The organism is Sphingobacterium sp. GVS05A, from assembly GCF_019969845.1.
Classification (GTDB): domain Bacteria; phylum Bacteroidota; class Bacteroidia; order Sphingobacteriales; family Sphingobacteriaceae; genus Sphingobacterium.
On the sequence record NZ_JAHXYR010000001.1, the window covers coordinates 966536 to 981863 of the forward strand.

The following is a 15328-nucleotide window of genomic DNA, read 5'->3' on the forward strand; positions in this document are numbered from 1 at the left end:
TAACTTAAGATGATAAAAATAGCGATTACAGACGATCACCCGCTGTTGTTGGAGGGATTAAAGAATATTATCAATTCCCACGAAGATTTTGAAGTTGTGGGCATGTATGCAAGTGCAGCAGAACTATTTAAAAACATTGTAGCAGATGCACCGCTTGTATTGTTACTGGATATCAATCTTCCCGATGCAAATGGAATCGATCTGGTCAAGGGATTGAAAGAATCACATAAAGAGCTGAAAATAGTAGCCTTTAGTGTGCATAATGAATTGGCGGTTATCAATAGTATTTTGAATGAGGGGGCAGATGCTTATCTTCAAAAAAATGCCACCGGCAATGAAATCATTACCGCCATATCCGATGTCTTGGTGGGCAAGCGGTATATCTGTGAGAAAACCCAGGTTATACTCAACAAGAAAACAGATTCCGGACTGAAACAAGTTCCCAAACTCACACGCCGTGAAAAGGAGATATTGACCTTTGTGGCCAAAGGAATGACGACCAATCAGATTGCCGAATCCCTGTTTATTAGTTCCCATACCGTGGAGAGCCATCGTAAAAACTTAATGGAAAAATTTCAGACGAAAAGTGTGACTGCGGCTGTCAAATCCGCTATAGAATATGGTTTGATACGTGAAGCTTAGGAGAAATCCACGAATTACCTGAATTCAGGGATGAGAATAGCCTATTGCATTTGATACTTTTGATGTTATAGATAAATAAGAGAAAGTATCAAATGTATATGGTTATATCAGCTAGTTTATTAGGCCGTTCGGGAAGAAAATTGCTTCCCTATTGTTTTGGCGTTATGTTGTCTGTGGGTTTTGGTTCGGTGCAAGCGCAGGGCTTTGATACCAAAATACCCGATAGATCAAATACAATAGTGGCTATTAATCTGGCTAAAGTCGTGGAATACGCAGAAGCTTCCACATTGAATAAGTTGCTGGATCGGGTTGGTTTTTTTAAATATTTTGAAAAGAAGAGTATTGACCTGCAAAAGGATTTCCAGCAGACAGGAGTTGATTCGAAGGGAATGGCTATATACTACAGAAATGATAGGGATAGTTTGTTATATGGAGAGATGATTGTCCCGATCAATGCTGTCAGCCGTTTTGAAAAGTTGCTGACTATGCAGGGGACTTCGCTTCCGGCTTTGAACGGTTATAGCCGATTTAGAACCATGGATGGTCAATTGCTCGCTTGGAATGCAAAGGAGTTTAGAATTTTAAAAGGCGAGGTTGGCACGACCTATTTTGCCAACGATTCTATTGCCGCATTGTATGGCATCGAAAATATAGATTATGCCGCAGCTGCAGTATCTGCTGCCACTGCGGCTGCAGATGAGGCCGAAGCAGCAGCTGACTGTGCGGATTCTGTACTAATGGATTCTACAACGATGGAGTGGGATGCATTTGATTTTGATACATTGCAATCCGAGGTACAGCAAGAGGAGGGGGAACCTTTGGAAGTTTATGCCAGTGCAACCGATGCTGATACAAGTGTCTATGAAGATCATATCGACTACGATTCACTTGATACGGCTTTTGAGGAAGTGAATAGACGTAACGATTCTATTAAGAATATATTATTGGAAAAATGGTTACTGCATGAGCAGGAGCAGCTACTGAGCGGTAACTATCCGAATATACCTGCACCAGAGCAGGCGCGTTTTCTAAAGAATGTGGATATCGCACGTGTATGGCTACCCAAAGTTGAAGGTCTCTATGACGGACTTCGTTCCGTGCGTTCCATGGTAGATGCGTATTATAATACAAGCAGTTTCTCTTTGGCAAATGACTATAAGGACATGTTCTTTGACCTGATACAACAGGGAAATAAAATTACGCTAAAAACAGGTGTAACCCTCGGCAAAGATTTAGTGAAACTGACCAAACAATTGTATGCAAGGAAGCCAAATCCGAAGTTCGCAAAGTATTTGACAGAGGAAACGCTGGGATATTTTAATGTCAATGTGAATTCCGAAGCTTACCTAAAAGAAATACCGGCATTTTTCGCAAAAAACCTGAAAAAATATTTTGGAAAGGAGAATGAGGTACTTGAGTTGATGGCCCTTGGGCTTGAAATTGCACTGGATGAAAAAGCCGTTGCCAAAATTATGCCTGGGGACAATTTGGTCGTTGTCAATGGAATCACTAACCTGAAGATTGACTACGTTGATTACGACTATGATGATAATTATGACGTAAAGGAAGTTAATAAGACAAAGGAAGAGAAAGTGGTGTCTTTTATCTGGATGTTTACATCCGAAGATCAAAGGATTATCAAAAAGGCATTGGATGTCGCGGTGTCAAAGTCCGATGCAAGTTTTGCGGGCGGGATCTATAAAATCAAACAAGGTAATGGCAAAGATTTTCCTTTATACCTGATGTTCAGCGAAGATCTAGTGATGATCAGCAACGATAGCCTGCAGTTAAATAAAATTTTGCACAAGGATAACTACCCGACGAAACCCAATAAATCTTTTGCTAAGCTTATGAAAGGAAGTAAATTTTCGGCGGCTTTCCAAACAAAGAAAATACCAGCGCTGACAAAAGATCTGAATCTCGTGTTGGGCAATAGCTGGCGCTCTACATTAGCAGAATTGAATAATTATGGTAATTTTACCTTGAGTTCTAAAGGAATTGTGGGCGATAGACTGGAAACTGATTTGCAACTTGAACTGCCCGCAAACGCAAACAATGGCTTACAGTTTATGATCAACCAACTGCTCGATGGCATTGTGCCGGATGAACAACCTGAACTGGACAACCCAATTGATATAACTAACAATGATTAAAAAAGGAATAATTTGGACTTTAGGTATTATCATAGGATTAGTGATAATAGGCTGGGGAATTTATATCATTCGACAACAGCAGTCGTATAAGTCTGTAGTCCATAAAAAGAGTAAGGCTTTATTGACGATTTCTCTGGATGATATCCTATTGAATCAATTCTTCGATAAATGGCAAACTGCACCGAAAGGAGGGCAGGACTTTGCTAAAAAATTGACTAAGCTAAAAGACAATGGAATAGATATCAAGGCCAATGTATTCCTTTTTTCTCTGGACGACACGACTAAGAACTTTTATGCTTTTTTTGATTTGAAAGATGAGAAGCAATTTCTGACATTCTTAAAAGAGGGTCTGGAAGTTGATTCCATTGAAAATAACGTCGCTCCGGGAGTAAATTATGCTTATCAGGATACAAATAAAATTGCATTTGTTTGGAAAGGTAACACCGTGTTGGTCGGACTGGGTTTTAATCTCGACAAAAAGAAAGATGAAATGATCCAGTTGATCCAGTCGGATACAGAGCGGGTTTCTATTGAGAGTTTCATCAATCATCCGAGCGAACTAACCCGCAAATCATTGCGTTATAGCGATATTTCGTCCAAAAATTTTATTGAATTTGACCTGAAAGGTAGCCGTATTGAGATCGCAGGTGAACTCCAATCTGATACTTGGAATTTTCCACAGGAATATCTCGTCCGGGAATTGGTAAACGAAAATTACATCAGCAAAGGCTGGATCAATTTTCCAAACGAACGGTTAAAGACAGCCTTAAAAGACATACTTGTTGATCTTCCAGTTTCGGCAGACTCGATTATGGCGCATGCAAATGGGAATTATGTTGATATCGAAGTTTTAAAAAATCAGGTCGTACAGACAGATACCATTATTAATTATGCTGTGAATGACGATTTTGAAACAGTAGAGGAAAAAACTGCCTATGAAAGTAAAGTGCCAAATGTGAGGTTTGGAATTCGGGGGGATGAGAGCTTACCTAAGTTTCTTCCCAATAAGCTATTTTATCAGTGGTTTCAGAAAAATGATGGACAATTTAGTATATTATCGACGGAGTCAACCATAGATAAGATGCAGGCAAAATATACGAAAACCAATAGTCTTTCACATGTCGCAATTCATCTTGTGGATTGGCCGAATGCCTTAAAAGTCACTCCGATTTTAATGTTGAAGGCGATCGCTTCGGATATGGATCTCACCTTAAAAGTCGCGGGTGCTAAACAGCTTGTTTTCCAAGGGACTATTCGGGACTATTCGCATGAATAATGTGATAGTACCGAACTAGGTTACCGCTGTTTCTTTGTAAATCCAAAAACATTCTTTACCAGAAGGTGGTTTATTCTTATTGACAAAAATGATCAATATGGATATAAGAACTAAAAGTAGAAGTAAGATAAAGACCTACTGGCGAATTTTGAAGAGCTCAGTTGCTGGGTTTTTGAATGAAGATTCAATGAAATATAGCGCTTCTTTATCTTACTATACTGTTTTTTCGATTGGCCCAATACTGGTTTTAATAATTGCATTGGCAGGTATATTTTATGGCGAAGACGCCATCGAAGGGAAGGTTTTTATGGAACTGCGCGGCTTAGTGGGGAACAGTGCCGCCAAACAGATTCAGGAAGTTATTCAAAATCTTGAATTGTCGGGCAAATCCAATATGGCACTGCTAATTAGTAGCATAACTTTGATATTGGGAGCAACCAGTGTATTTGGTGATATCCAAAATTCAATCAATAAAATTTGGCATGTACGGGCTAAGCCAAAGAAAGGCTGGTTAAAACTGATTCAGGATCGTTTGTTGTCCTCTTCCTTAGTCATTGGTCTGGGATTTTTACTGGTTGTCACCTTGATTATCAATGGTGTAATCTTGGCCCTTACAGGACAGTTGCAGCGTTATTTTCCAGACATGACAGTGGTGCTGCTTGATGGGATCAACTTTGCGCTATCATTTGGTATTATATTCTTACTCTTTAGTATTATTTTTAAAGTACTTCCCGACGTGAATATTCAGTGGCGGACAGTTCGAGCAGGAGCGCTATTTACAGCAGTTTTGTTTATTTTGGGTCGTTATCTGATCGGACTATATCTGGAACATTCAGCGACCCAGGATACCTATGGCGCTGCGGGATCATTTGTCTTGATTTTGCTGTGGGTGTATTATACCGCTGCTATCTTATATTTTGGAGCAATTTACACAAGAGAATACGCCACAGTGATGGGGATTCCGATTGAACCCGCTCAATTTGCCGTACATGTGGAGACCCAGGAAATCGAACGTGCCGGTGGTGAGATTCCTCCAGCTCCGTTGACACAGGAGGAAAAGCGGGTAGAGGTCGATCCGGTAGATGATCCCAAAAGCTAGGACGCTTCGGTATCTGTGGTATTATGTTCACGGTATAATTTTTCGCCGATTGCACCTTTATCACCCAAAGCCCGTCCCTTAATAAGCCATGAACTGCCAAATAAAAAAAGTGCAAAGGCCTCAAAGACAAGTGTTGCATGTCCAAAGAGCTTAAAGGGAATCAAAGCGATACAAACGATTATCCCATAGCCACAAAAACGGTAGATATTATTTTCATTCATGATGCTAATCGGAATCTCTTTGTTTGGTTCCTGGCCAATAGTAAATACATTGATGGAAAGGAATGCAAACGTTAGAAAAAGTATGGCTGCAAAACCGTAGTGCAGTTCCTTTAAACCAACTGCAACGAGTGTGCATTGCGCGCAGCTGCTACCGATTGGATCGGTGGGTATAAATGCAACACCGATCGCCATAAATCCAGCAAGATTTGTGAGGAGATTATCATTTTTCCAAATGACTTTATTTCCATTGCCTTTATAGCAGATTAGAAATAATCCAACTGCACATAAAGTGCCGGTAAAAATTTCTCTCAGATTTGAAAAATAGTAATGACTGATGGATGGTTGAATGCTGGTGCCGAAAAACTTAAATAGGGACAACAAAACCAAGATAAAGGGTAGAAAGATACCCAGATAACCGATCGCCCGCCGTAATCTTCGATATGCAAAAAGGTTATGGTTCTGAATGTTTTTGATATGCATAAATACAATAAAGATTAGGTTAAAAAGTTTCGTATAGCGTGGCATGTCTCCAATTGCCGGAAGACAGGCTTATTACAACTGAACAACTATTCTAAAAATTAAATCGCGTGTATTTTATCTACACGCTTATTGCTTTCTGACTTCGTCATATAGTCTATCCACATCTTTCTTTTGAAAGAGGGCGGTTCCCTCGGCCATGGTGGTTGCCGATCCGCAAGCTATTCCCATGCGAAGTAGTTCTTCGGTTGTGCCTCCTCTAGCCAGAACGGATACCATGCCTGCAACCATACTGTCTCCAGCGCCAACTGTACTACGTATTTTTACAAGTGGTGGAACCATCTGAATTTTTTCTGCTGCGGTATACAATACGGCTCCCTGAGCGCCAAGAGATACGACAACAAGGACAGCTTGGCCCTGTGCAATTATTTGCTGGGCGGCATGATCCAGATCTGTGCTTGCAAGTTCCTCTTTTCCAACAAGAGCGGCCAATTCACCCGCATTTGGTTTCAGTAAATATATGCCTTCCTCCAAAGCAACTTTAAGCGCATCTCCGGAAGTATCTACGACTACTTTGCTTCCTTTAGCTTTACATTTATTGATAAGTAATCCGATAAAGTTCGCGGGAACGTCGTTTGGGAGGCTACCACTGATGACAACAAAATCAGGTATTGGATTTAATTGGTCAACAATAGCCAAAATGTTTTCCTTCTCTTCCGCTGTAAAGGCTTCCCCCGGAAATCCAAATCGGTATTGTTGATTCGTGGTCGTATCTACCACAATAAAGTTTTCCCTTGTTTCACTGCTGATAAGGATCGGTGTAATATCGAGTTCTTCTTGTTTTAATAATACTTCCAACATATTGCCCGTTTTTCCTCCAGAGGTAAAAAGTGCGTTTGAGGATATACCAAGTCGTTTGAGCGCGCGGCTTACATTAATACCGCCACCACCGGCTTCATACTTTGGCGTATCGCAGCGTAGTTTCTTTTCGGGAACAATGTTTTGAACACTTGTACTTTTGTCTACCGAAGGGTTTAATGTAATGGTTAATACAGTTTTTTTCATCATATTGCTTTCATTAAACTTAGGATTTTCCCTATGCCGAATATATGTTAATCTCTAAAAGATAGTTCCTAGTAATGTAGTGGGATGTCTTTCAGATAAATACAGTCCAATTCCTTTCGTTAATGCCATAACTTCTGAAATGGATTAAGGAAAGCAAGGTATGCCATATGAAGATAACCGTTATTTGTTAATTTACATTCAATTTTTTATAAAATTATTAGGTTGCTTGCAGGATGTTCTTTGTCTACTTTTTGATATTTTATGATTCAACTTCTATCAAGTTGATAATGGTTAGGCTTGGTACATTATCAGATAAGCTTCTTCAAGCTAGATTGAGTTAAAAAGACTGTCATAATTTTTGATTTAGATTATACTGCAACGAAAAGATAGGGAAGTAAGGTGACAATCATAATCTCTAAGACTTTTACAATATGTTTTCTCTGGAAACGAGGGTTAACAACTCCGGCGTATTGCTCACATTAAATTTCTGCAGGAGGTATTTACAATAGGTGTCTATCGTTGATTTGCTTAAAAGCAAGATGTCTGCAATTTCGGCTATTGTTTTTCCTTGAACCAAGTAGAGCAATAGCTCTCGTTCACGTCTGGTTAGGGTAGGTAGCGGACTTGGATTGTCTACAGATTTATTTAATAAATTATCTGCCTCAGGGCTTAATACAATCTCACCGCGCATCACTTTTTCAATAGCTTCCAGGATCGCGGAAGCTTCGGTATTTTTTAGAATAAAACCGGATCCTCCCTGATGCAGAAGTTCAACGATCGTGCTTCTTTCAAGTGCGCTGCTCATTCCCAATACACGAACCGTAGGGAACTTTTCTTTAACCTCCTTACAGACATCAATTCCACGTCCATCACTGAGAAACATGTCCACCAAAAGGAGATCCACGGGCTTGACCCTGATAAAGTCGTTAAATTGCATAATACTCGGAAAACCGATGACTGTTGCATTGGTGATATTCCTCCTGATAATTTCTTGAATGCCATCCAATACCATTGGGTGATCATCCAGTATAGCTATAACCAATTCTCTATCGTACATAAATCTCAATATTTACGGAGGTACCATTTCTCGGATCACTATCAATTGACAATTTCCCTTTGAGAAAGTCAACGCGATTCTGAATATTTTTAAGACCTATACCTGTTACGTTTGACATTTTTCCTGTATCAAATCCTTTACCATTGTCATCTACAGTAATCAAGATCGTATCTCCTTCCTGAATAAGTTGCACCAGAATATTTTTTGCCTTACCATGCTTGATCGCATTGGTCAATAATTCTTGTACAATACGGTAGATATGAACAGTATTATTCATGGAAAGATCTGCCAATAAACCACTGGATTGAAATTCAATCTGTACCTCGGAGCTTATCAGATCCGCGCATAGGTCATGTAGTGCGGTTTCAAGCCCATTTTTTAGCAGACTTTCGGGCATCATTCCCCGTGCGGTTCTTCTCAGCTCTCCAATGGCGGCACCAAGTTGTTCATTTGCCTTTTGGACCATCAATTCTTTATCAGCCGCTGGATCTGAAAGTTTTAGTTTTATTCCACTCAATGTTCCTCCGATACCATCATGTAAATCACGAGCGATACGTATACGTTCGCGATCTTCACCTTCAAGTAGTGCTTGTGATATCTTAAGCTCTTGATCCCGACCGATTTCCTCCAAACGTTTTTTATTATTCTTTTTATGTGTCCTCAATACATAAAAAAGAAACAACATGACCAATAAGAAAGTAAGGGCACCAATACCCAAAACTAAATTCAGCAAAACCTGATTTTTACTTTTTAATGTGGCTTCCCGTTGCTCATTTTCCAATAGTACAATGCGTTTCTCTTTTTCTGCTGTCTGATAACTGATCTCCAGATCATGGATTTCCACCTCCATATTTTCAAATTTCGTGCTATCCGAAATAGCAGAGTATCGTTGCTGAAAGGTATAGGCTGTCTTATAATCACCGAGTTTGCTGGCCAGAAGAGCAATGTCCTTTGCGTGTCTTGCAGCAATCGAAGCTCGGTTATCTTCCCTTGCCATTTCATATAAGGTTTGCGAAGCTTTCAAAGCTCCCTGATAGTCTCCGGCCAATTTGGCAACCCCATATCGTGAATTGTAAAAATCATAATAATTGGTGCGGCTTTCCAGATGCCTGAGTGACTTTTCTGCTAGAGCGAGTGCATCCCTTGATTTTTTTAAATCCTTTTTTTTGACGTAGTACCAGGTCAAATAGGCATAATATCGACCTGAATATAATGAGGTAACGCCCACTTGGTCGAGGTAAGACTTTACTTGGTCGAGATACGTCTTCATCAGCACAAGATCATCCTGCCCGTAGGTGATCAAAGCGCCCGTAAGGTAATTACCAATTTTATGCTCCGCATCAAAATTATTTTTATTTAGAAACTCGATTCCCTTTTTAAGATAAAAGGTAGCTTTTTCAAAATCCTCCAACTCGTTAAAAGTTACAGCGATATTTTCTAAAGTGACTTGGTAGAGTTTGTTGTCTTTTATCTTTTCAAATCTGGGCAAATTTTCTATGAGAAGTTCTGCTGTTTTTTTGAGCTGTCCAGTGACTTGGTAGTTAGCCGCCAGGTTATTTTTCGCATAGGCAACAACCCGTATTTCTTCAGTGGATTTTGCGTCTTTTAGGATTTGGATAACCTGATTATTGTAATATTTAGCACTGTCCATATGGATCAATATGGTGTGCAGATAACCCATGATCTGGTTGCCCTTAGCTTGATAAAGTCGAACCTTAGTTTTTCGGGCAAGAGCGAGCGATGTGTATCCGTATTTAAACGCTGTAATGCTGTCCCCACGGATAAAATATTCCCGAGCAAGCTTATTTGAGAGCGATAACTTGGCGGTGTCGGATTTTGCTGCTGTAAATTTATTTCTCAAACTATCTATTGCATTGGTATCCTGTCCATATACTGCGAATAGTGGTAGTACTGTTAAGATAAATTGGAAAAGCAGTTTCTTCATATCAAGTGTTTTAATTGTGTGCTGTTCAGTGATTTAAAAGGACTGATTTTAACATGTTAACAAACATATTAAGTATTCTCAATTATTACAATACAGATAAATCGTGAAATTTATCCTCCTATAATTAGGAGGGTGAGGTAAGCCTGCCAAAAACCTGTTTCCTGTATCGCCATTGTATTATTTATTAAATTTAGTGTTAAAATTTTAACTGAAGTATTTTTCTGTTTTATTGATAGCATTTGTTCAATAAATCACAGATCAAAAGTAGGTAACGTTCAATGATTTCTTATATTATGATGTGTAAGTGCGGTTTTTGTTACTAAAGCTCCCCTAAGACTGACTACTTTTTGCTTTTCGGTAATCACTTTGTTTGAAACTGTGTGCGGTTCTTCGAACGGACCGAACAGTCGATAGAAGATACTGAATGGTCCTAACCAAATACTGATCAGTATTTTCTAAAAAGTGATCACTTTGTTGTAATAACTGATCACTTTTTTTCTAGGAGTGTTTAGCAAAAGCCAAAAACCATTCCCAGATTGGGGTAAATCTTAAAAAATATCCCCTGTTTTATATAGAAATTATGTTTCTTAATAATTAATTTTTACATTGTAACATGTATTGTTAAATCAGTCAGGAAATGTTAAACCAGCGCCTCAATATTATAGAGTTGGTTATGAAGTGCTTTTTGGTAGTGGCTGTACCAGATAATGATTCTTATGTAGCGAATTGTAACTGGTCACCTGCAAATATAAGATTCTGATTAAGCAGGAAAGGAAATGCCCTATATTTACCTTGGTATTAGTCCATTCATTTTAGATCATTAACACAAAAAATAAATGACCATCATCTTAATATATGCGACAATACTCTTTGTAATCCTCTATTTCTTCGTTATTTATATACAATCTAGAACGATGAGACCAAGAATAATTTCAACTCAGGAGAGGAATGCCTCTGAGGAACTGGCTTTAAACAGCTTACAAGACTTAGAAAATGATAAAAGCCGGCTTACAAAAGACCAAATCCGAGCGGTTTTAGTTGAATTAGATCTTTCACGTTTTGTCGTGGGACTTTTTGATGAAACAGAAAATCTCCAGAAATATGATTTTTACGATACATTCATACCGCCTCATATGATTATCGATTGCAACTCAATGGAACAGTCCGTTTTCGACGTAGACCGCTATATCCCTTTATTTGAAACAATGGATGACTTTTTGGAAGTTTTGGCCTATGATAATGTTTTAAAAGGATTCATCCGTTACTGTCCAGAAGATACCATTCCAATGGCGGATCATGACGTATTGACCTGGGATGGAACATTTGTTGGGCAGATCTTAACCTGGTATGAAGATGGCAAAAGTGACGATCAAATTTTACATATCTGTAATTTAATGGGATTGAAATATGCCGAGCAAATTCTGAAGAGTATTCATTCGGAATTGGGTTCAAGATATACAATGCAACAAATCGCAATATGGGAGGATCAGACAATAAGAAAAATTGGAGGATACATAAAATAGGACGTCTTTGTCCCCGAAAAAGGTTGATCCATTTTACAGAACTCTGCAAAGTAAACCATGTATAAAAGTTTAAATTTTGAAGAATGTATAAATTAGTTATTTTATCCTTGTTTTTGATCAGCTGTACCAACAACAAAAATAGAACAGTAAATCAGCCAGTCGTTATGAAAGATGGGGGCATAAAGTCTATTGAAATCATCAGTTCTGGAGGGCAATTGGGATCTCACTCGCGTATGTTGATAGATAAGGACTCCACACATTATAGGCTAACTGTTGCGGCTAATCCAGCAGATAATTCAGAATATCATAAGAAAACAGTGCCTCAGGATTGGGAAGCCCTGATAACTCAAATCAATTTGGGAGAATTTCGGTCTTCGGAGGAAGGTAAAAGTGTTCAGCCGGTGGATGGTGTTGATACCCAAATTATTATCGTAAGTGATGTCGATACCATCTCAAAAATGAATGCTCATAATAATAAGATATGGAAGAGCATTATTGAACATGTATATGATGACCGGAAATAAGGTTAATGTACTAAACCAGTATTCGTATCTATTTTGAACCTGGATGGTGAGATTACGCTAACTATCAATCATTAAATAAACAATACGAGCACAATACTTATTATAACATAAGCGCAACAAATCAGGTATGGATAAGCCTTAATATAAAAGTCCTTTCTGATCGGTTTTTTCGAGAACTTGGTAAAAAATTCTTCAATATCAGATTTCATGTTCATATCAGGAGACAAAAAATATTTTGTGCCAGCTTGTGTTGTGACTCTTAACATAAACGCTTTTCTCGAATTATAGTTGTAAATATTATAGATTGTGCTATTAGGCAGAGGAACTTCATTTCCCTTTTCATCTTTCAAATAAAATTGATCTTCAGATTTTATAAATGAAATTTTTTGCAAGGTACTTTTCATTACAACGATTAAAAAACCAAAAACTAAACTCAATATTGCAATAATTAATTGGGTTTGATTTACTGTATATTTAACATCTGCAGCTTTAATGAATACGATTGAAATCGGAAATAAAAAGAATATGGTAACTAGCGATGCCCCAAAAGTATATTTACTATGGAAGGCAGATAAAGTTATTTCATTTTTCTTCATGTGCGAAATGGGTTAAGCCCCTAAATTATACAAAAAATATATGCCTAGGTATAAAATAATCGGTTTTTGTGACATCCACAATTTTTATGGTCTTGTAAAATAATAACGCTGATAAAATCGATATAATGGAGGGGAAACAGTAAAAGCTAATCTTTTGATTAGCTTTTACTGTATAGAACTTGAGTTATTTAAAAATTAGCGAGTCCATTTGCTCCCAATGCCATGTAAAGGTTGACCCTTTCAATGCGCTGTTGGAGATGGAGATCGATATTGTTCATTTCCCTTTTTACCAGATCTCTTTGCTTTTGAAGCAGGATAAAACTGTTGCTGCTGCCGACATTGATCTGTTTTCTTGTTAAATCTATATTTTTCTCTAACGAAGAAATTGCCAATTGCTGGAAAACCTCTTGTTTTTCGATTGAACCTAAATTTGCTAAGGCAGATTCTACCTCATTAAAAGCTAATAGGACTGATTTTGCATACTGCTCAACAGCTTGTTTTTGTTGTGAGGTTTTTACTTCTACATTCTTTTTTAGTTTCCCTCCGTTAAAAATAGGGGTTGTTAGACCACCACCGACTTTTATCAATGGATTGGAAAACAGATTGCTGATCCCCTCAACATTGGTTGCAGCAGCTCCAAATGCGGCACTGATGTTAATAGCGGGTAGTCGTGCGGCTTTTGCTTCCTGAATTTCATAGAAAGTGGATTCTATTTGAAATTGCTGGGCCATAATATCGGCTCTCTTTTCCAAAACATTGAGCGGAAAATTTGTCGGGATATCCTGTTGTAAGGCCGAAAATTTCGCACTTACCTTTATCAAACCCTCAGGGTATTTTCCACACAACATTTCTAAACTTCTTCTTGATTGCGAATTCGCATTTCTGATTTTCTCAAGGTAAGAGCTTAGGAGAATAGACTCGCTTTCTATATTGGACAAATCGAGGACGTTTGCCGTTCCAACTTTATTCTGAACAGTTAAAATCCTTTTTAAGTCTTCGGTTTTCGTAATATACTCGCTGATCTTTTGTTCTTGGTACTGGCCTGCAATATTCAGGTAATATGCCTTAGCAATCATCCCTGCAACGGACTGTTCCAGCATTTTTTGCTGAAAAGTCGCGGAAAAGTATTGGCTTACACTCGTCATTTCCGCAGATTTGTTTTTTCCCCAGAGATCAAGTTCCCAGTTGGCTTTTAATTGCAACTTCCCGATGTGGCTTCCACTGACAAGATTGTTACCTGTATTTGCTAATGCATTAACACTTGGATAAAGGCTACTTCCGGCAATATCCATCGCTAATTCAATTTGATTCAGTTTTTCTTTGGAGATGATGATATCCGCATTATGGGCAAGCCCTTCTTTGATTAATGCTTCCAGTTCCGGAGTGAGTAGTTCGTTCATCCACGCATAGGAAAAAGCCGGTTGGTTCTGACCTTGTTCCTGAATCCATTTATCAGATATTTCAATATTCGCCTTTATCGCGCTTGTGTTTTTTAATTCTTCAATCTTCTCAGGTGTTGCATTTTTGTAGCCGATACAAGAAGTCAAGTTGAATAGGAGGAGAGCCCCCATACTTATTTTCTTTATCATGTTAATGCAGTTTTGGAATTAAGTAATTGATTTTGCTACTCACACGTACCATTACTTTCCGGATAAGATGCAGGGGTTTGATGTGGTCGGAATAAATGACAGCCGTTCCTCTTGCACCGACAGTTAGCGGTTGCTCGTTTTCATCCAATACAAATTTTGCGATGAGCTTTCCATCCGTTTCAGGCATTTGTCGCGCTGTTTCCGGAATTCCTGAGGTTGTGGCATTACCACCAAGCATTCCACCGGCATTGTTCATAATACCCTGACTGGTTGCATCAACCACGTATTCCAATTTGGCTTTGACCACTTTCCCTGGAGCTGTTTTTAAAGCAAGTTCTACTTCATTACCATTTTTTACCGTTTCCAACTCATTTTGAGAGAAGAAGGCGATAATAGATTGTTGTTTTTGAATCAGGACGAAAGCAGATTTAAAAGGCGCCATCATGGCTCCTTCATTTAGCTGTACATTTGGGATTAGACCATCGGTAGGCGCTAAAACTACTGTTTGGGAAAGATTCCATTTCGCCTGATCCAATTTAGCTCTCAGTTCTGCAATAGACGCATTTTCGCCGTTATGAGTTGAATGATATTTGGCTTCCAACGACGCTTTTTGTGCCTGAGCAGCACTAATTCGCGATTGCAGATCCTGCGAAGTAGCGACAGCTTGTTCTAGGTCAAATTTGTTGGCAGCACCAGCGGCTACAAGTTCCCGATATTGCTTTATTCTTTTATTACTCAGATCAAGCTGAGATTGTAAACTCAGTATATTTTTGCGAGAAGCATCGATATCCGAAGTGTAAGAAGAGACAGTAGATTTCATATTGCTAAGTTGGGCTTCCAACGATTTTATCTCTTGCTCGTAGGGTACCGGATCTATCGTAAATAGTGTATCTCCTTTTTTCACCTCCTGGTTTGTTTTTACATATACTTTTTTGACCTTCCCTAGGGTTTGCGTTGTAATATCCACACTGCGGTTACCCACTTTTACGTCCGATGTAATGGGGCAAAAATAGTTGAGACTCAATATCAGTGCAATAGACCCAAAAATAGGTAACGAGTATACAACAACTTGCGTATTGAAATTCCAAGGGATTAGTTTTAGTTTTTTGATGAGAAGCCAGCAAATACCAGCATATATTCCTATTAGTAATTCTAACATAA

13 protein-coding genes are annotated in these 15328 nt (G+C 38.6%); 6 read left to right on the forward strand and 7 right to left on the reverse strand.

Going from position 1 to position 15328, the window contains the following annotated elements:
- Positions 1-9: 9 nt before the first annotated feature.
- The 4 genes from LC454_RS04145 (at position 10) to LC454_RS04160 (ending at position 5170) form a co-directional block, all read left to right on the forward strand.
- Positions 10-642: a response regulator gene (locus tag LC454_RS04145; RefSeq protein ID WP_223579864.1), complete on the forward strand. Its 633-nt coding sequence runs from the start codon at positions 10-12 to the stop codon at positions 640-642.
- 98 nt (positions 643-740) lie between these two features.
- Complete coding sequence (locus LC454_RS04150) at positions 741-2795, forward strand: hypothetical protein (protein ID WP_223579867.1); 2055 nt, start codon at positions 741-743, stop codon at positions 2793-2795.
- On the forward strand, positions 2788-4071 hold the full coding sequence (locus tag LC454_RS04155) for a hypothetical protein (protein WP_223579870.1): 1284 nt from the start codon (positions 2788-2790) through the stop codon (positions 4069-4071). Before LC454_RS04150 ends, LC454_RS04155 begins: the two co-directional genes overlap by 8 nt.
- Positions 4072-4168: 97 nt before the next feature.
- Positions 4169-5170, forward strand: a complete 1002-nt coding sequence (locus LC454_RS04160) for a YihY/virulence factor BrkB family protein (protein WP_223579873.1) — start codon at positions 4169-4171, stop codon at positions 5168-5170.
- Here LC454_RS04160 and LC454_RS04165 read toward each other — a convergent pair.
- The 4 genes from LC454_RS04165 to LC454_RS04180 form a co-directional block, all read right to left on the reverse strand.
- Entirely contained in the window at positions 5167-5871 is a 705-nt protein-coding gene (locus LC454_RS04165; RefSeq protein ID WP_223579876.1) for a hypothetical protein, read from the reverse strand. The two genes, LC454_RS04160 and LC454_RS04165, sit on opposite strands and share 4 nt — an antisense overlap.
- 126 nt (positions 5872-5997) lie before the next feature.
- Positions 5998-6936: a 1-phosphofructokinase family hexose kinase gene (locus LC454_RS04170; protein ID WP_223579878.1), complete on the reverse strand. Its 939-nt coding sequence runs from the start codon at positions 6934-6936 to the stop codon at positions 5998-6000.
- Positions 6937-7357: 421 nt separating this feature from the next.
- The gene (locus LC454_RS04175; protein ID WP_223579881.1) at positions 7358-7990 is read right to left on the reverse strand and encodes a response regulator; all 633 of its coding nucleotides are present in this window, start codon (positions 7988-7990) and stop codon (positions 7358-7360) included.
- Positions 7980-9935 (reverse strand): sensor histidine kinase, encoded by a 1956-nt coding sequence (locus tag LC454_RS04180; RefSeq protein ID WP_223579883.1) that lies wholly within the window; start codon positions 9933-9935, stop codon positions 7980-7982. The genes LC454_RS04175 and LC454_RS04180 overlap by 11 nt, the downstream gene beginning before the upstream one ends.
- Before the next feature lie 914 nt (positions 9936-10849).
- Here LC454_RS04180 and LC454_RS04185 point away from each other — a divergent pair.
- Together LC454_RS04185 and LC454_RS04190 are read left to right on the forward strand one after the other, a co-directional pair.
- The gene (locus LC454_RS04185) at positions 10850-11458 is read left to right on the forward strand and encodes a hypothetical protein (RefSeq protein ID WP_223579886.1); all 609 of its coding nucleotides are present in this window, start codon (positions 10850-10852) and stop codon (positions 11456-11458) included.
- Positions 11459-11541: 83 nt separating this feature from the next.
- Positions 11542-11982, forward strand: coding sequence for a hypothetical protein (locus LC454_RS04190; RefSeq protein WP_223579889.1), 441 nt, complete (start codon positions 11542-11544; stop codon positions 11980-11982).
- A gap of 71 nt (positions 11983-12053) precedes the next feature.
- On the opposite strand, the gene LC454_RS04195 is transcribed toward LC454_RS04190, so the two are convergent.
- From LC454_RS04195 to LC454_RS04205, 3 genes are all read right to left on the reverse strand, one after another.
- The gene (locus tag LC454_RS04195) at positions 12054-12578 is read right to left on the reverse strand and encodes a hypothetical protein (protein ID WP_223579892.1); all 525 of its coding nucleotides are present in this window, start codon (positions 12576-12578) and stop codon (positions 12054-12056) included.
- Between the two features lie 188 nt (positions 12579-12766).
- Positions 12767-14167, reverse strand: coding sequence for a TolC family protein (locus tag LC454_RS04200; RefSeq protein ID WP_223579895.1), 1401 nt, complete (start codon positions 14165-14167; stop codon positions 12767-12769).
- Position 14168: 1 nt separating this feature from the next.
- Entirely contained in the window at positions 14169-15326 is a 1158-nt protein-coding gene (locus LC454_RS04205; protein WP_223579898.1) for an HlyD family secretion protein, read from the reverse strand.
- Positions 15327-15328 lie beyond the last annotated feature (2 nt).